This window comes from Pseudomonas sp. Tul2A7, from assembly GCF_054790505.1.
This window is the reverse complement of sequence record NZ_CP186499.1, coordinates 2,929,356-2,946,930: the sequence shown is the minus strand read 5'-3', so window position 1 is coordinate 2,946,930 and position 17,575 is coordinate 2,929,356. Positions and strand designations below refer to the sequence as shown.

Here is a 17,575-nt window from a genome sequence, read left to right as displayed (position 1 = left end):
TGAGCGTTCTGCTGTGAATCCATAATCGACTCGATTTTTCAGGTCGATGTATGACGCCAGACACCTCGGTCAGTCCCCTCTCCCTCCGGGAGAGGGTTAGGGTGAGGGCAACAGTTCCGGATCAGACCCAGATCAATGCCACCCCACACACCTTGGCGTATACTCGCCGCGCCCTTTTAGCCCCATGCGCGCCGGAGAAACCCAATGGATCCAGCATTATTAGAAGAGTGGATGATGACCGGTCTGGTCAGCATCCTGATCATTTTCATGGGTTTCATCGTCTGGGATCTGGCGAAGAAGTCCAAGGCCGGGCGCTTTGGCTCGTTCATTCTGTTCTTCGTGCTGGGCCTGGGCGTGGCCGCGTTCATCATCAAGAGTGTGGTGATCGGCCTGATCGAATCCGGCGCTTTATAAGCGCGCCGGCACTTCTTTCCACTGGCCCTGATCGAGCCCTTCGATCGTCCAGTCACCAATCCTGACCCGCACCAGCCGCAACGTCGGTAACCCGACCGCCGCCGTCATGCGTCGCACCTGACGGTTGCGCCCTTCGCGGATCACCAGTTCCAGCCATGACGTCGGTATGGTCGCGCGAAAGCGTACCGGCGGATTGCGCGGCCACAGCTCAGGCTCATCCAGTTGCCGCGCCTCGGCAGGCAAAGTCATGCCGTCATTCAGCTCAACGCCGTCACGCAAGCGCTGCAACTGCTCGGCCGTCGGCACGCCTTCGACCTGCACCCAATAGGTCTTCGCCAGTTTGTGTTTCGGGTCGGCGATGCGCGCCTGCAACTGCCCGTCGTTGGTCAGCAGCAACAAACCTTCGCTGTCACGATCGAGGCGTCCGGCCGGATAAATGCCGGGCACATCAATGTAATCCTTGAGCGTCGCCCGCCCTTCGCCGTCGCTGAATTGCGTCAGCACATCGAAGGGTTTGTTGAACAGGATCAGTTTCGGCTCGGCCGGTGGTGCCTTGGCAACACGGCGCGGGGAAGCAGACTGAGGCTTCGCGCCAGGACGGCGGGAAGGTGGACGTGGAGGACGGGACATGGCGAAAAGAACATCTAACGGTCAGGGCTGCCAATGCTAGTAGCCTGACCGTTAAATGACCATCAACAAATCAGCGGAACGGCGGTTCGTCGAAGCTGCGCAGCTTGCGCGAGTGCAAAGAGTTGAGTTCCGTGCGCAGCAGGTCCACCGCTTCAATGCCGATCTTCAAGTGCTGGCTGACCGCGCGTTCATAGAAAGCGTTGGCCGAACCCGGCAGCTTGATTTCACTGTGCAGCGGTTTGTCCGAAACGCAGAGCAACGTGCCGTAAGGCACCCGCAGGCGATAACCCTGGGCGGCAATCGTGCCGCTTTCCATGTCCACCGCGACAGCACGGGACAGGTTGATCAACGGCCGTTCCTGCGCCCAACGCAACTCCCAGTTACGGTCGTCGTAGGTCAGCACGGTGCCGGTGCGCAGGCGTTTTTTCAGGTCATCGCCCTTCTCGCCGGTGACATTCGCCGCTGCTTGTTGCAGCGCCATTTGCACTTCGGCCAGCGCCGGGATCGGAATGTTCGGCGGCACTACGCGGTCGAGAATGCCGTCGCGACGCATATAAGCGTGAGCCAGCACATAGTCGCCGATGGTCTGCGACTGCCGCAGGCCACCGCAGTGACCGATCATCAGCCAGCAATGCGGACGTAGCACCGCCAAGTGGTCGGTGATGTTCTTGGCATTGGACGGGCCGACGCCGATATTCACCAAGGTCACGCCGTGGCCATCGCTGGCGATCAGGTGATAGGCCGGCATCTGGTAACGGTGCCAGACCACACCGGCAGCAATCGCCGACGCCTCGCCGTGATCCATGCCTTTCTCGATGATCACGTTACCCGGCAACACCATGCGCACGAAACGCGGGTCGCTGCGCAGTTGCTCCAGACCATGGACGATGAATTGGTCGACGTAGCGGTGATAGTTGGTCAGCAGAATCCACGGCTGCACATGGCGCCAGTCGCTGCCGGTGTAATGCACCAGACGCCGCAGCGAGAAGTCCACACGCGCGGCGTCGAACAGCGCCAGCGGCAGCGGATCGGTGTTTTCCCAGTCGTAGAGACCGTCGGCAATGCCATCGGTGGCCGCGGACAGGTCGGTACTCGGAAACACCCGCGCCAGCACGGCAGCGGTGACGCCGGAACCGGCCAGTTCATCGCCCTGCTCGACCACGTACGGATACGGAATGTTCTGCTGGCTGACGCCGACTTCCACGGTCACGGTGAAGTCGTGCATCAACGGCACAAGTTGTTCGAGCAGGTATTTGCGAAACGCCGCCGGATGGGTAACGGTGACGCTGTACGTGCCCGGCAGTTGCACCTTGGCGTAAGCGCGAGTGGTCTGCGGGACTTCGCCCTGGCAGTGATAGGTCAGACGCAGTTCGGGATAACGAAACAGAGCACGCTGCGCAGCGTCGGGTTCGACGCGATCCTTGAGGTAACGCTTGAGCGCCGAGTTCAGCGCAGTGGTGGCCCGCTCATGTAGCTCGGCCAGACGGTCCACGGCTTGTTCGGCGGTTTGAACGACAATAAACGCTTCGGTCACGATCAGCTTCCTGTGTTCTGACTTGCAGGGGTTCATCTTGCCTGCATCGTGGCGTCACGGGAACAGTGGCATGTTGGCAACCGCACAATATGTCAGGCATACCCGATCCCTGTAGGAGTGAGCCTGCTCGCGATAGCGGTCTACCTGTCGACATTTGCATTGACTGATACACCGCTATCGCGAGCAGGCTCACTCCTACAAGGGATTTGTGGTGGGTCAGAGAATCTGTGGCGTTGAGCGGGCGACGATGGCTTCGATGTCGAGACCGCGTGGCAAAGCGCCGTAGACGCGGCCGCCAGCGCTCAGGCGGCTGGCAATGAAGGCGTCGCTGACGGCTGAGTTTCCGGCCTCCAACAGGAGCCTGGCCTGCAAACCGAGGGCGATGTCCTCAGTCAGTTGCCGCGCCCGATACTGAATGTCGCCGGTATCCTTGAACTGCGCCTGCAATTGCTGAATATGCGCGGCCAGTCGCTTGTCGCCATGGCCATCGCCCAACTCGCTGAACAACACATCCAGCACACCCGGCTCTTTCGACAAGGCTCGCAGCACGTCGAGGCACTGCACGTTCCCCGAACCTTCCCACGTCGAGTTCACCGGTGCCTCGCGGTACAGGCGCGGCAGAATACTGTCCTCGACATACCCGGCGCCGCCCATGCATTCCGCTGCTTCGTTGATCATCCCCGGCGCGCGTTTGCAGATCCAGTACTTGCCCACCGCCGTCACCAGTCGCGCGAATTGCGCTTCGTGGCGATCATCCAGATGATCCAGCGCCTTGCCCATGCGCAAACTCAGGGCGAGCGCGGCTTCGCTTTCCAGGGCCAGATCGGCCAGCACGTTTTGCATCAATGGCTGTTCGCTGAGCAGTTTGCCGCCGACCTTGCGATGCGCGCAGTGATGGCTGGCCTGGGTCAGCGCCTGACGCATCAGTGAACTGGAACCGACCATGCAATCGAATCGGGTCATCGCCACCATCTCGATGATGGTCGGCACGCCGCGCCCTTCCTCACCGACCATCCACGCCAGCGCGCCACGAAACTCGACTTCACTGGAGGCGTTGGACTGGTTGCCGAGTTTGTTTTTCAGGCGCTGGATATAGAACTGATTGCGCGTGTCGTCCGGGCGATGGCGTGGCAGCAGGAAGCAGCTCAAACCCTTGTCGGTCTGCGCCAGCGTCAGGAAGGCATCGCACATCGGCGCCGAGCAGAACCACTTGTGCCCGACCAGTTCATAGGCCTGCCCCGGACCACTGGCGCCGACCGGGTAAGCCTTGGTGGTGTTGGCGCGCACGTCGGTGCCGCCCTGTTTCTCGGTCATGGCCATGCCGATGGTCACGCCGGCCTTGTGCGCCATGCCGACGTTGCGCGGATCGTATTCGGTGGCGAGGACTTTCGGCAGCCATTGCTCAGCGATGTTCGGCTGCAAGCGCAGGGCCGGCACGCTGGCGAAGGTCATGGTCAACGGGCAACCGCTGCCCGCTTCGGCCTGGCTGTGCAGATAAGTCATCGAGGCGCGGGCGACATGGGCGCCGTCCTGTGGATGTGCCCACGGCAATGACGTCAGTCCGTGTTCGATCGCCGTGCGCATCAGCTCGTGATAAGCCGGGTGAAACTCCACCAGATCGATGCGATGGCCGTAGCGATCGTGGCTGGCGAACACCGGTTTGTTCTGGTTGGCAAGGAAGCCGGCTTCCATCAACGGCCCACCGGCGAGCGCACCGTAGGCATCGATCCGCGACTCGGCCCAACCGGCGCCGAATCTGCGCGACCATTCCTGTAACGGCAGGTCGATGCGGTACAGGTTGGTGCCGTCCAGCGACGGTGGCTGGTTGGTGACTTGGTGGGTTTCGGCGAACTGATGCAGGTTCATGACGGGGCTCCTTGAATCAACCGGAGCGGTCAGTTAAGCACCGCCCCCAAGCCGATCAAAGTGTCATAAACGCCGAATTGGCGGCGCTTTTACCCTATCAACAGCACAACAGCCGACGCTCCAGTGCGGATTGCAATTCCTCGAATTTCACCGGTTTGTTCAGGTAATCGACCGCTGCTCCCGTGGCGCAAAACTCTCGGTCGGCGGTCAATGCGAGCATGAACACCGGCAGATTGGCGCAGCCCGGCAACGCATGAATCTGGCAGCACAACGATGCACCATCGTGAGCGGGCAGTTGGCAATCGATCAGCACCGCATCGAAGGCCTCACGCTGTAAACAATCCAATGCCGTCGCGCCATTATCGGCAGTGCGCACGCGGAAACCGAGCTTGAGCAACATGCCGCGCATCACCAATTGGTTGACGCTGTTGTCGTCCACCAGCAACACCGTGCAGTCCTGCGGTGCACGCAAGCAATCGCGCGAAGGCAGCGGGTTTGACGCAGGCTCAACCACCGGTAGTTCAAACTCGACGTCCAATTGGAAGCGACTGCCACGCCCGGGCTCCGAGCGATGTGTGAGCTTGCCACCAAGCAACTCGACCAACTGTCGGCAAATCGCCAGACCAACGCCCAGGCCGCCGTATTCGCGGGTCATCGAACCGTCGAGCTGGAAGAAGCGCTGATACATCGTCGCCTCGCCCAGGTCGGTAAAACCGATGCCGGTGTCGATCACCGCAAACGACAACGCCAGACGATTGCCCGTCGACGGTTTGCCGGTTACCCGCAATGCCAGCCCACCCACGCGGGTGAACTTGATCGCGTTATCCAGAAGACACTCCAGACATTGCGCGAGCTTGGCGCTGTCGCCGTGCAGGCGATCCGGCAGGGTTGGCAGCACATCGACCTTGAAGTCCAGCGACTTGCTCGCTGCATTGCCGTCGAACTGCACGCGCAACGCTTCAACTACTGCGCGCAGACTGAAGCTGCCCGGCGAGGCCTTGAGTTTTCCGGCCTGCAACTCGGTGAGGGTGAGAATGCCGTTGACCATGCGCATCATGTCGCGGGCAGATCCTGCGGCGGTTTGCTGATATTGCTCCAGCTCCGGATCCAGCTCGACGGTCTGCATCAGCTCCAGCGAACCGATCACACCGTTCATTGGCGTGCGCAGTTCGTGGGTCAAGGTCGCCAAAAACTCATCTTTGAGCTTGTTGCTGTGCGCCAGTTGCTGGTTGAGCACTTCGAGTTTCTGCCCGGCGTCGTACAGCGTCTGCGCCTGTTGCTCGCGCATCGCGTTGATGCGGTCCGCCAGTGCCAGCGACAGCAGCGCCACCTCGATCGCCGAGCCGATCTGGCTGGCATACATCGTCAGGAACACGTTCGGCAGCAAGCCGAGCACCATCAGCGTGTTAACGATGCCGCCGAGCAGGAACGCCGACCAGGCGATGATGAAATAACGCGCCACGCGCAAGCCGCGCCACCAGGCCAGAATCCCGGCGGCGAAAATCACCACAGTGAAGGTCAGCGCCAGTATCGTCGCCAAGCGCAGCGACAACGCGTAACTGGTCATCAGCGACAAACCAACCACCAGCGCGCCGAACGCGATCAGTGCAATCAGCAAGCGATCAAGCCAGCGGCTATGGTTTTTGGTCTGCAGGAAACTGCGGGCGAACTGACTGCCGAACAGCCCCGCACAGCCGATGAAAAATGGCGTGGCTGCGTTGGCCCACCAAGGATTATCCGGCCAGAAGTACTCGACGGCAGCGCCATTCACCGACAACTGATAAAGGCCGAACGAGGCGATATAGAAGATGTAGTAGAGATAGCTGGTGTCGCGCACGCTGAGGTAGATGAACAGGTTGTAAACCACCATCCCCAGCAGCACACCGTAAATGATGCCCAGCACATACAGGCGCACCGGTTGGTCTTCGAGATACGCGGTGCTCGACCACAACGTCACCGGTGCCTGGATCGAGCCTTCGCTCGCCAGTCGCAAGTACACGGTTTGCTGTTGGTCCGGTTTGAATGAAAGGCCGAACAAATAATTGTTCTGGCGGATCTCGCGGCTGGCGAACGGCAAGGCATCACCGGTTTGCCGGACGAGGCGGTAGTCGCCATTGGCATCGGGCATGTACAGGTCGAGATGATCGAGCGGTGGATACGCCAGTTCCAGCAGCCAGGTACGCTGGGCAGCGGGATTGCTCGGACGGTAATGCAGGTCGATCTTCAGCCAGTACGCCGAGCGTGAATAACCGGCATTTAGCGTGGCTTTATCGTGAAGTTTGAAATTGCCGGCGGCAGCCTGCGCGCGAACATCGGCAATGCTCGCCTGACCACTCGGGTCTTCGAACACTTGCAGCGACCGGCCCAGAGGAAGGCTCTGGGTGAATTCGTCGAATTCGACGGCGCTCGCCATAAGGGGCAAGCAGAACAGCAACATCAGCAAATAGCGCATTGAAGCCCCAGCGTGGCTCGTCCGGTTGTGTCAGGAAGCCCCCCATTCCCTTTGAGTAGACGTAAAACCGGTATTACCTGTTATTGGTTTGGATCCAGACTAGCATAGCCGTTGATGGCCATTGAGCACCATCGAAACTTTTCCTACAAAGGCTCTAGAACGGGCGTTCCAGAGCAAAGCATCGAGATAGAGCTGTTGGGTTGGTCAGGTTGTGACAGTACGGTCGGATTCTCTTGCCAGGTTATCGGCCAGGCACAAAGGCACTGAACCCGAAAATCAGCTTTGGTGGTAAGCTCGCGCACCATGAATATCTACAGCTCCCGCCCCGTTGTCCTCTGTCTCTCCGGCCACGACCCAAGTGGTGGCGCCGGCTTGCAGGCAGATATCGAAGCCCTGCTCGCGCAGGGTTGCCATGCGGCTCCGGCCGTCACCGCCCTGACCGTGCAAGACACCGTCAACGTCACTGACTTCCGCGTCCTCGACCGTGAGTGGGTGTTGGCCCAGGCCAATGCCGTGCTCAACGACTCCGAAGTCGCTGCGGTCAAACTGGGCATGCTCGGTTCGCTGGAAATGGTCGACACCGTTGTCGAACTGCTTTCCGCGCACCCGCACTTGCCGGTGGTCTGCGACCCGGTGCTGCGCGCCGGTGGCGGCGGTCGCTTGGGCAAGGACGAGGTCGGCTATGCGATGCGCGAGCGTCTGCTGCCGCTGTCGATCATTGCCACCCCGAACCTTCCTGAAGCGCGCATCCTCGCCGAACTGCCCGAAGGCACCGCGGACGAGTGCGCTGAAAAACTCCTGCCGTTCGTCAAAAACCTGCTGATCACTGGCGGCCACGGCGACGAAACTGAAATCCACAACCGCGTGTACAGCCGCGAAGGTCTGCGTGAAACCTTTATCTGCCAGCGTCTGCCGGGCAGCTATCACGGTTCCGGCTGTACCTTGGCCAGCGCCCTCGCCGGCCGACTGGCACAAGGCGAACACCTGGCCAGCGCCGTACGCAGTGCTCTGGATTACACCTGGCGCACCCTGCGCGATGCCGAACAGCTGGGCAAAGGCCAGTTCGTCCCGCGTCGCCTGCCGCTGGATTTCTGCTCGTAACGTCGTGAGGTCTGCCCGATGAAACTACGTGGCCTGTATGCCATTACCGACAGCCAATTGCTGGCGGGCAAGTTTCTGTCTTATGTGGAGGCGGCGCTGGAAGGCGGCGTCACCCTGCTGCAATACCGCGACAAGAGCAGCGACGAGGCCCGCCGTCTGCGTGAGGCCGAAGCGCTGCGTGATCTGTGCGAGCGCTACAAGACGCAGTTGATCATCAACGATGATGCCGAACTGGCCGCGCGCCTCAACGTCGGCGTGCACCTCGGCCAGACCGACGGCCCACTGTCGCCGACCCGCGCCCTGCTCGGTTCAAAAGCGATCATCGGTTCGACCTGCCACGCGCAAATCGCGCTGGCCGAACAAGCCGCCAAAGAAGGCGCGAGCTACGTCGCCTTCGGCCGCTTCTTCAATTCCAATACCAAACCCGGCGCGCCGACCTGCAGCCTCGACCTGCTGGACGAAGCCAAGCGCACGTTGCACCTGCCAATCTGCGCGATTGGCGGCATCACCCTCGACAACGCCGCGCCGCTGGTGGCCCATGGCGTCGACCTGCTGGCCGTGGTTCACGGTCTGTTTGGTGCCGAGAGCACCGCCGAAGTGACCCGCCGCGCCCGCGCGTTCAATGAATTACTGAAAGTCTGATTTGAGAGCCCGATCATGTCTCGTTCCGAAACCCTGTTTGCCAATGCCCAGAAACACATCCCCGGTGGCGTGAACTCGCCCGTTCGTGCGTTCAAGAGCGTTGGCGGCACGCCGTTGTTCTTCAAGCACGCTGAAGGCGCTTACGTTACCGACGAAGACGATAAGCGTTATGTCGATTACGTCGGCTCGTGGGGCCCGATGATCCTCGGCCACAGCCACCCGGACGTTCTGGACGCGGTGCGCAATCAGTTGCAACACGGTTTGTCGTACGGCGCGCCGACCGCGATGGAAACCGAGATGGCCGATCTGGTCTGCTCGCTGGTGCCGTCGATGGACATGGTGCGCATGGTCAGCTCCGGCACCGAAGCAACCATGAGCGCGATCCGTCTGGCCCGTGGTTACACCGGCCGCGACAGCATCATCAAGTTCGAAGGCTGCTACCACGGTCACTCCGATAGCCTGCTGGTCAAGGCCGGTTCCGGCGCCCTGACCCAAGGCGTACCGAGCTCGGCCGGCGTGCCGGCGGCATTCGCCAAACACACCCTGACCCTGCCGTTCAACGACATTGATGCTGTGGAAAAGATGCTCGCTGAAGTTGGCGAGGAAGTGGCCTGCATCATTGTTGAGCCAGTGGCCGGCAACATGAACTGCGTGCCGCCAGCGCCAGGTTTCCTCGAAGGCTTGCGTTCGCTGTGCGACAAGCATGGCGTGGTACTGATTTTCGACGAAGTGATGACCGGTTTCCGCGTTGCCCTCGGCGGTGCTCAGGCGTACTACGGGGTCAATCCTGACCTGACCACATTCGGCAAGATCATCGGTGGCGGCATGCCGGTGGGCTGCTTCGGCGGCAAGCGTGAAATCATGGAGCGCATCGCGCCGTTGGGTCCGGTGTATCAGGCCGGCACGTTGTCGGGTAACCCGCTGGCCATGGCCGCTGGTTTGACCACGCTGCGTTTGATCAGCCGTCCAGGCTTCCACGCTGAGCTGACCGACTACACCACGCGTTTGCTCGACGGTCTGCAACAACGCGCCGATGCCGCGGGTATTCCATTCGTGACCACTCAGGCCGGCGGCATGTTCGGTCTGTACTTCAGCGGCGCCGACGACATCGTCACCTTTGAAGACGTGATGGCCAGCGACGCGGCCCTGTTCGGGCGCTTCTTCCACCTGATGCTGGAAGGTGGCGTGTACCTGGCACCGAGCGCGTTCGAAGCCGGTTTTACCTCGATCGCTCATGGTGAAGCCGAGTTGCAACTGACGCTGGACGCTGCCGAGCGTGCCTTCGCTGCACTGAAATAATTGTCGTACCGCTGACGTTGGCTATCGCCAGCGTCAGCATTCACCTACATCCGCGCTGTTTTTCCGATGCCCCTGCTAAAAATCTCCCCTAAAGTGGGCGATATATTCCCCACGCAGCAGAAAAACGAGTAAAGACTTTGTAAGGTTGGCCCTGCTTATTTCATAATGCGCGCTTATTGGATCCCTCGATGGGTCCGCGTGCCCTTCAGAGGTAAGTCGATTCCCATGAACCGCACCGGCCGCACCCTTGCCTTGGGCTGCCTGTTGCTCCTTCAGCCCCTGCTCGCGCATGCACAAGCAGGCGGCAACTCGTTGTTGATCCCGGCGATGGGTCGTTGCACCCTCAATACTCAGCCGCAAGACGTCACGCAGGCACTGGCCGCCTGCCAGAAAGCGGCGGACGAAGGGGATGCGCAAGCGCAATACGAGTTGGGTGAGTTCTACTACGACGGCAAGAATGCGCCGCGCGACCTCAATCAAGCCCTGAGCTATTTCGAAAAAGCCTCGTTGCAAGGCCACGCTCAGGCGCAATTCAAACTTGGCACCATGTTCTTCCACGGTGAAGGCGTGCAGGCCAACAACATTCAGGCGTATATCGTGCTGAAGATGGCCGCGGTCAACGGCGCTGAAGATGCGCTGGATACGGCTGACGAAGTTTCCGAAAAAATGTCCCGCGAAGACCTCGAAACCGCCACCCAGGTGCTCGGGCAAATTTTCCGTAAATATCTGATGGAACTGCAGAGTGCCGATGGGCGTACGCCGTTCTCGCCCCTTCCCTGACCGCCGATAGTTCCCACGCTCTGTGTGGGAACGATCAAAAATCCAGATCCGGTTTTACTTTTCAGGCATCGGCATCGGAAACGGCATCACATTGCCGACCGCGCCCCGGGCTTCGCTGATTTTCGGGGTGCCCAGACGCTCCACCTCGTCGATACGCACAATCGAATGCATCGGCACAAAGCTGCGCACCACGCCTTCGAACTGCGCCTTGAGCTTTTCTTCGCTCGGGTCGACGACCACTTGCGTGCGCTCGCCAAAGACGAACTCTTCCACTTCCAGAAAGCCCCACAGATCACTTTGATAGATCTGCTTGGCGTACATTTCGAACACCTGGCCCTGGTTGAGGAAAATCACCTTATAGATTGGAGCTTCGCGTTTGGTCATGGCGGGGGGATAACATCGGGGATAAAAATGAGGGCGCAAACTATAGCATAGCCACCGGACGCGCAGCGGTAGGAACCTGAGGGCTTGTTCCCTATAATGCGCGGTTCTTTGAATCACGTGATGACCCTAATCCATGGCCAAGAAGCTTTACATCGAAACCCACGGTTGCCAGATGAACGAGTACGACAGCTCGCGCATGGTCGATCTGCTGGGTGAACATCAGGCCCTGGAAGTCACCGCCCGTGCGGAAGACGCCGACGTGATTCTGCTCAACACCTGCTCGATCCGTGAGCGCGCCCAGGATCGCGTGTATTCGCAGCTCGGCCGCTGGCGCGAACTGAAACTGGCCAACCCGGAGATGGTAATCGCCGTTGGCGGTTGCGTGGCCAGCCAGGAAGGCGCGGCGATTCGCGATCGCGCGCCGTACGTCGACGTCGTTTTCGGCCCGCAAACCCTGCACCGCCTGCCGGAGATGATCGACGCCGCGCGCATCACCAAGCTGCCGCAAGTCGACGTGTCGTTCCCGGAAATCGAAAAATTCGACCATTTGCCCGAGCCGCGCATCGATGGCCCGAGCGCCTATGTGTCGGTGATGGAAGGCTGCAGCAAGTACTGCACGTTCTGCGTGGTGCCTTACACCCGTGGCGAAGAAGTCAGCCGGCCATTCGACGACGTGATCGCCGAAGTCATTCACCTCGCCGAAAACGGCGTGCGTGAAGTGACCTTGCTGGGGCAGAACGTCAATGGCTATCGCGGTACGACCCATGACGGTCGACTCGCCGATCTCGCCGAGCTGATCCGCGTTGTCGCCGCGATCGATGGCATCGACCGTATCCGCTACACCACGTCGCATCCACTGGAATTCTCCGACAGCCTGATCCAGGCCCACGCCGACGTGCCGGAGCTGGTCAAGCACCTGCATTTGCCGGTGCAATCGGGTTCCGACCGGATTCTGGCGGCAATGAAGCGCAACCACACGGCGCTTGAGTACAAATCCAAGCTGCGCAAACTGCGTGCGGCGGTACCGGGGATCTGCATCAGTTCGGACTTCATCGTCGGTTTCCCGGGTGAAACCGAGAAAGACTTCGAACAGACCATGAAGCTGATTGCCGACGTCGGTTTCGACTTCTCTTATTCCTTCGTCTATAGCCAGCGCCCGGGCACCCCGGCTGCCGATCTGGCCGACGACACCCCGGAAGAGTTGAAGAAGGAACGCCTGAACGCGCTGCAACATCGCCTGAACCAGCAAGGCTTCGAGATCAGCCGACAAATGGTCGGTTCGGTCCAGCGCATTCTGGTGACGGATTATTCGAAGAAAGACCCGGGCGAACTGCAAGGGCGCACCGAGAATAATCGTATCGTCAACTTCCGCTGCGACAATCCAACCCTGATCGGCCAGTTCGCCGACGTGCACATCGATGCGGCGCAACCGCACTCGCTGCGTGGTTCGCTGATCCAATAATCAACACAGGGCACTGTGGGAGCGAGCCTGCTCGCGAAGGCGGCGACACATTCAACAACAATGTGTCTGACACACCGCTTTCGCGAGCAGGCTCGCTCCCACAGGAACAGCGATGATTTAAGAGCTTTCGCACCCACGCCTCTGGCGTTATCCTTGATTTCATCTTAATTGCCCCAGGGCGGCTAAATACGACCTTGAACGCACCCATAGAACCACATCGTTTTATCCTCGAGCCCTTTGAGGCTCGCCGCTTCGCCAATCTGTGCGGGCAATTCGACGAGCATTTACGCTTGATCGAACAGCGCCTGACGATCGAGATCCGCAACCGCGGAAACCAGTTCGAGCTGATCGGCGACCCCAAACACACCACGTCTGCGGAAAATCTGATTCGTCGCCTGTACCGGGAAACCAAAGGTTCAGAGCTGTCGCCAGATACGGTGCACCTGTTCCTGCAGGAATCGGCCGTCGTCGAACTGGATAACCACGCCCCCGCCGAAGCCTCCGTCGCCCTGCGCACCAAGAAAGGCATGATTCGCCCGCGCGGCTTGAATCAGCTGCGCTACGTGAAGGAAATCCTCGGCAACGACATCAACTTCGGCATCGGCCCGGCCGGTACCGGCAAGACCTATCTGGCCGTCGCTTGCGCTGTCGATGCCCTGGAGCGTGAGCAGATCCGGCGCATCCTGCTGGTGCGTCCGGCGGTTGAAGCGGGTGAAAAACTCGGCTTCCTGCCCGGCGACCTGTCGCAGAAGATCGACCCGTACCTGCGCCCGCTCTACGACGCGCTCTACGAGATGCTCGGTTTTGAATACGTGGCCAAGCTGATCGAACGTCAGGTGATCGAAGTTGCGCCACTGGCCTACATGCGCGGTCGCACGCTGAACAACAGCTTCATCATTCTCGACGAAAGCCAGAACACCACCGTCGAACAGATGAAGATGTTCCTCACGCGGATCGGTTTCGGCTCTACAGCAGTCATCACCGGTGACATCACCCAGGTCGACCTGCCGCGCGGTACCAAGTCCGGCCTGCATCATGTGATCGAAGTGCTCAAAGACGTACCGGGTATCAGCTTCACCCACTTCCAGCCTAAAGACGTCGTGCGCCATCCTTTGGTCCAGCGGATCGTCGAAGCCTACGAGCGCTTCGAAAACCGTGACGAAGTACCCAAGGACACCTCGCGAAATGCTTGAGCTAGACCTGCAAATCGCGACTGAAGCGAGCGCGCCGAGTGAAGCCGATTTCCGCCTGTGGTGCGAACTGGCCCTGCGCCAGCGCACCGCCGACTCGGAAATGACCATTCGTCTGGTCGACGAGGAAGAAGGCCGCGAACTTAATCACACCTGGCGCCACAAGGATTACGCGACCAACGTCCTGTCGTTCCCGGCCGAAGTACCCGACGAGTTTCTCGACATCCCATTGCTCGGTGATCTGGTGATCTGCGTGGCGGTGGTTGAGCGCGAAGCTGCCGAACAAGGCAAGGAACTAAAGGCCCACTGGGCACATCTGGTCATTCACGGCTGCTTGCATCTGCTCGGTTACGACCATATAGATGACGAAGAAGCCGAGGAAATGGAAGCACTGGAACGCGAGTTGCTTGCTGAACTGGGCTATCCCGATCCGTACGCGGACGACGAACCCGAAACATCCCCTATCGTTACAACAAAGGATTCAGAGTAATCGCTATGAGCGAAGATCGATCGAGCAACGGGCAGAAGTCATGGCTGGGTAAACTGACCCAGGCTTTTGCCCACGAGCCGAAGAACCGTCAGGAGCTCCTCGAGCTGCTGCGTGATGCACATCAGAACAAACTGCTGGACAGCGAAGCGCTGGCCATCGTCGAAGGCGCCATTCAGGTGGCTGACCTGCAAGTACGCGACATCATGGTGCCGCGCTCGCAGATGATCAGCATCAAGGCGACCCAGACACCCCGTGAGTTCCTCCCGGCCGTGGTCGACTCGGCCCACTCGCGCTATCCGGTCATCGGCGAAAGCCATGACGACGTGATGGGCGTGCTGCTGGCCAAGGATCTGCTGCCGCTGATCCTCAAGGAGAACGGCGACAGCTTCAACATCAAGGATCTGCTGCGCCCGGCCACCTTCGTGCCGGAGTCCAAGCGCCTGAATGTGTTGCTGCGTGAATTCCGCGCCAACCACAACCACATGGCCATCGTCATCGACGAATACGGTGGTGTGGCGGGTCTGGTAACGATTGAAGACGTGCTGGAACAGATCGTCGGCGACATCGAAGACGAGCACGACGTCGAAGAAGACAGCTACATCAAGCCGCTGCCCAGTGGCGACTTCCTGATCAAGGCGCTGACGCCGATCGAGAACTTCAACGAGTTCTTCGACAGCGAATTCTCCGACGATGAGTTCGACACCGTCGGCGGCTTGGTGATGAGCGCGTTCGGCCACTTGCCAAAACGCAACGAAATCACTGAAATCGGCGCCTATCGTTTCCGCATCCTGAACGCCGACAGCCGTCGGATTCATTTGCTGCGACTCACGCCAATCGCCCGGTAAAAAATCTAAGGACTGAAATGCGCTGGACAACCCGCCCCGGCTGGCCCGGTAACCTGCTGGCCGTGGCGGCCGGTGCAATCACCACCTTCGCTCTGGCACCGTTCAACATCTGGCCGCTGGCTTTGCTGGCGGTCGGCCTGTTCTATGCCGGTTTGCGTGAACTGAACCCGCGTCAGGCGCTGGGCCGTGGCTGGTGTTTCGGTTTCGGCCTGTTCGGCGCCGGCACAAGCTGGATCTATTACAGCATTCACCACTTCGGTGGCGCTTCGGTGCTGCTGGCCGGGTTCCTGATGCTGCTGTTTACCGCCGCGATTGCCTGGTTCTTCGCCCTGCCGGCCTGGATTTGGGCGCGCTGGTTGCGCCGCAATGAAGCGCCGCTGGCCGATGCTTTGGCGTTTGCCGCGCTGTGGGTCGCTCAGGAAATGTTTCGCGGCTGGTTTCTCACCGGTTTCCCGTGGCTGTACTCAGGTTACAGCCAACTCGATGGCCCGCTGGCCGGGCTCGCGCCGGTCGGCGGCATGTGGCTGGTGTCGTTCACTCTGGCGCTGACCGCGGCGCTGGTCTACAACGCTCCACGGTTGCTGCAGACCGGGCGCAAAGGTTTTGCGGTGGCGGGTTTGGTACTGCTGATCGGGCCATGGGCAGCGGGCATTGCGCTCAAGGGCCATGCCTGGACCAGTCCGTCGGGCGCGCCACTGAGCGTTGCTGCAATTCAGGGCAACGTCGCGCAGAGCATGAAATGGGATCCGGCCGAACTCAACGCGCAACTGGCCCTGTACCGCGATCTGAGTTTTCGCTCAAAACCAGTGGATCTGCTGATCTGGCCGGAAACCGCCGTGCCGGTATTGAAAGAGTCCGTCGAGGGCTACCTGAGCATGATGGGCAGCTTCGCCGCCGAGCGTAAATCAGCGCTGATCACCGGCGTGCCGATTCGCGAAATGGTCCGTCATGAAAGACGCTTCTTCAACGGTATCACCGTGGTGGGCGAAGGCGACGGTACTTACCTCAAGCAAAAACTGGTGCCATTCGGTGAATACGTACCACTGCAGGACATCCTGCGTGGTTTGATCGCATTCTTCGACCTGCCGATGTCCGACTTTGCCCGCGGCCCAGCCGATCAGGCGCTGTTGCAGGCCAAGGGTTATCAGGTTGCGCCGTTCATCTGCTATGAAGTGGTGTACCCGGACTTCGCCGCAGGCCTGTCGGCACGCAGCGATCTGTTGCTGACGATCAGCAACGACACCTGGTTCGGCACCTCGATCGGCCCGCTGCAACATTTGCAAATGGCGCAGATGCGTGCGCTGGAAGCGGGCCGCTGGATGATACGCGCGACCAACAACGGTGTGACCGGGTTGATCAACCCGTTCGGGCAGATCACCGAGCAGATTCCGCAGTTCGAACAGGGCATTCTGTATGGCGAAGTGGTGCCAATGCATAACCTGACGCCGTACCTGCAATACCGCTCGTGGCCGCTGATGATTGTTTGCGTGCTGCTGTTTGGCTGGGCACTGATGGCCAGCCGGATGTCGAAAACCCTTTAAAGCAAAAGATCGCAGCCTGCGGCAGCTCCTACAGGGAAAACGCAAATCCCAATGTAGGAGCTGCCGCAGGCTGCGATCTTTTGATCTTCAGCGGTAAAACAACGAATACCCCACCTGCCCCACCGCCTCATTCAGCAACTGCCCGCTCTGCCAGATCGACTTGAACTCCGGCAACCAGCCACCAAACGGCCGCGCATTATCAGTGCCCAGAAAGCCTACAGGCGCCGGCACCACTTCAAACCCTGCCTGCTGAAAACTCCACACCGAGCGCGGCATGTGCCAGGCCTGAGTGACGACAACCACGCGCTTGATCCCCTGCGGCAACAAGATATCAGCCGTGAACCTAGCGTTTTCCCACGTCGTACGGCTTTCACCTTCCTGCCAACGCACTGTCACGCCAAAATCGTCGCGCAATGAGTCCGCCATCAACTTCGCCTCAGTCGGCGGCGTACCGTAATGCAGGCCTCCCGTGGTCAGAATCGGCAAGCCGGAAGCTTTGGCCAGCCGCGCCGCATATCGCTGACGCTCAAGACCCACGCCGGTCGGTTGATCCTCGCCCCAGGCCAGATCGCCACGTTCACGCCCGGAACCCAGCACCACAATGGCATCAGCCCGTTGCGCGAGCGTTGCCCACTCTTCCCGGGCCAGCGCAGGCTCACGCTCCAGCGCCTTGGCACCCCATTGCACCACCACCGGCAAGCTCATCAGCCAGAATCCGCCAAAGCCAATGGCAAAACACAACCCGGCCAATCGCGGCCGCGAACGGCGCAGCCACCACGCGACCAGCAACAGCAGCAAAAGAATGCCGGGCGGCAAAAGAAGTTGTTTGATGAAATAACGAATGGGCATCGGGCATCTCCAAAGATGCCCGAAGCCTAAGAGTGTTAATAATGCGTTACAACCGATAGGTGGGATCCTGTTGAAAAAGATCCGGTTCTTGACCTG

The 17,575-nt window shown here is 60.1% G+C and carries 16 protein-coding genes; 10 read left to right on the top strand and 6 right to left on the bottom strand.

The features are described from left to right. The first annotated feature begins 204 nt into the window (after positions 1-204). The gene (locus ACOYXJ_RS13285; protein ID WP_007909655.1) at positions 205-414 is read left to right on the top strand and encodes a DUF2788 domain-containing protein; all 210 of its coding nucleotides are present in this window, start codon (positions 205-207) and stop codon (positions 412-414) included. Here the strand turns inward: ACOYXJ_RS13285 and ACOYXJ_RS13280 are convergent. From ACOYXJ_RS13280 to ACOYXJ_RS13265, 4 genes are all read right to left on the bottom strand, one after another. Beyond that, entirely contained in the window at positions 409-1,044 is a 636-nt protein-coding gene (locus tag ACOYXJ_RS13280) for a pseudouridine synthase (RefSeq protein WP_034153785.1), read from the bottom strand. The genes ACOYXJ_RS13285 and ACOYXJ_RS13280 overlap by 6 nt on opposite strands. A 70-nt stretch (positions 1,045-1,114) precedes the next feature. Continuing rightward, complete coding sequence (amn, locus tag ACOYXJ_RS13275; protein WP_460369858.1) at positions 1,115-2,614, bottom strand: AMP nucleosidase; 1,500 nt, start codon at positions 2,612-2,614, stop codon at positions 1,115-1,117. 180 nt (positions 2,615-2,794) lie between these two features. Continuing rightward, on the bottom strand, positions 2,795-4,444 hold the full coding sequence (locus tag ACOYXJ_RS13270; RefSeq protein WP_460369856.1) for an acyl-CoA dehydrogenase family protein: 1,650 nt from the start codon (positions 4,442-4,444) through the stop codon (positions 2,795-2,797). A gap of 97 nt (positions 4,445-4,541) precedes the next feature. Then, positions 4,542-6,896, bottom strand: coding sequence for a hybrid sensor histidine kinase/response regulator (locus tag ACOYXJ_RS13265; RefSeq protein ID WP_460369853.1), 2,355 nt, complete (start codon positions 6,894-6,896; stop codon positions 4,542-4,544). A gap of 303 nt (positions 6,897-7,199) precedes the next feature. Here ACOYXJ_RS13265 and ACOYXJ_RS13260 point away from each other — a divergent pair, with 303 nt between their 5' ends. From ACOYXJ_RS13260 to ACOYXJ_RS13245, 4 genes are all read left to right on the top strand, one after another. Further along, complete coding sequence (locus ACOYXJ_RS13260) at positions 7,200-7,997, top strand: hydroxymethylpyrimidine/phosphomethylpyrimidine kinase (RefSeq protein ID WP_460369851.1); 798 nt, start codon at positions 7,200-7,202, stop codon at positions 7,995-7,997. An 18-nt stretch (positions 7,998-8,015) separates the two neighbouring features. Beyond that, complete coding sequence (gene thiE, locus ACOYXJ_RS13255) at positions 8,016-8,639, top strand: thiamine phosphate synthase (protein ID WP_150706837.1); 624 nt, start codon at positions 8,016-8,018, stop codon at positions 8,637-8,639. A 15-nt stretch (positions 8,640-8,654) separates the two neighbouring features. Continuing rightward, a complete protein-coding gene (gene hemL, locus ACOYXJ_RS13250) occupies positions 8,655-9,938 on the top strand; it encodes a glutamate-1-semialdehyde 2,1-aminomutase (RefSeq protein WP_127929896.1) in 1,284 nt (427 codons plus the stop codon). 225 nt (positions 9,939-10,163) lie between these two features. Then, positions 10,164-10,718, top strand: a complete 555-nt coding sequence (locus tag ACOYXJ_RS13245) for a tetratricopeptide repeat protein (RefSeq protein ID WP_003228518.1) — start codon at positions 10,164-10,166, stop codon at positions 10,716-10,718. Between the two features lie 54 nt (positions 10,719-10,772). Here ACOYXJ_RS13245 and ACOYXJ_RS13240 read toward each other — a convergent pair whose 3' ends face one another. Beyond that, the gene (locus ACOYXJ_RS13240; protein ID WP_003185742.1) at positions 10,773-11,102 is read right to left on the bottom strand and encodes a DUF1820 family protein; all 330 of its coding nucleotides are present in this window, start codon (positions 11,100-11,102) and stop codon (positions 10,773-10,775) included. Between the two features lie 133 nt (positions 11,103-11,235). Between ACOYXJ_RS13240 and miaB the strand changes: the two genes are divergently transcribed. The 5 genes from miaB (at position 11,236) to lnt (ending at position 16,630) form a co-directional block, all read left to right on the top strand. Next, on the top strand, positions 11,236-12,564 hold the full coding sequence (miaB, locus tag ACOYXJ_RS13235) for a tRNA (N6-isopentenyl adenosine(37)-C2)-methylthiotransferase MiaB (protein WP_095122051.1): 1,329 nt from the start codon (positions 11,236-11,238) through the stop codon (positions 12,562-12,564). A 194-nt stretch (positions 12,565-12,758) separates the two neighbouring features. Next, the gene (locus ACOYXJ_RS13230; RefSeq protein ID WP_150793971.1) at positions 12,759-13,757 is read left to right on the top strand and encodes a PhoH family protein; all 999 of its coding nucleotides are present in this window, start codon (positions 12,759-12,761) and stop codon (positions 13,755-13,757) included. Continuing rightward, positions 13,750-14,244: an rRNA maturation RNase YbeY gene (gene ybeY / locus ACOYXJ_RS13225; RefSeq protein WP_007909643.1), complete on the top strand. Its 495-nt coding sequence runs from the start codon at positions 13,750-13,752 to the stop codon at positions 14,242-14,244. The genes ACOYXJ_RS13230 and ybeY overlap by 8 nt, the downstream gene beginning before the upstream one ends. A 5-nt stretch (positions 14,245-14,249) precedes the next feature. Next, positions 14,250-15,089: an HlyC/CorC family transporter gene (locus ACOYXJ_RS13220; protein WP_007909641.1), complete on the top strand. Its 840-nt coding sequence runs from the start codon at positions 14,250-14,252 to the stop codon at positions 15,087-15,089. Between the two features lie 17 nt (positions 15,090-15,106). Further along, entirely contained in the window at positions 15,107-16,630 is a 1,524-nt protein-coding gene (gene lnt / locus ACOYXJ_RS13215; RefSeq protein WP_460369847.1) for an apolipoprotein N-acyltransferase, read from the top strand. An 87-nt stretch (positions 16,631-16,717) separates the two neighbouring features. Here the strand turns inward: lnt and ACOYXJ_RS13210 are convergent, their stop codons facing one another. Next, complete coding sequence (locus ACOYXJ_RS13210) at positions 16,718-17,479, bottom strand: YdcF family protein (RefSeq protein ID WP_460369845.1); 762 nt, start codon at positions 17,477-17,479, stop codon at positions 16,718-16,720. Positions 17,480-17,575 lie beyond the last annotated feature (96 nt).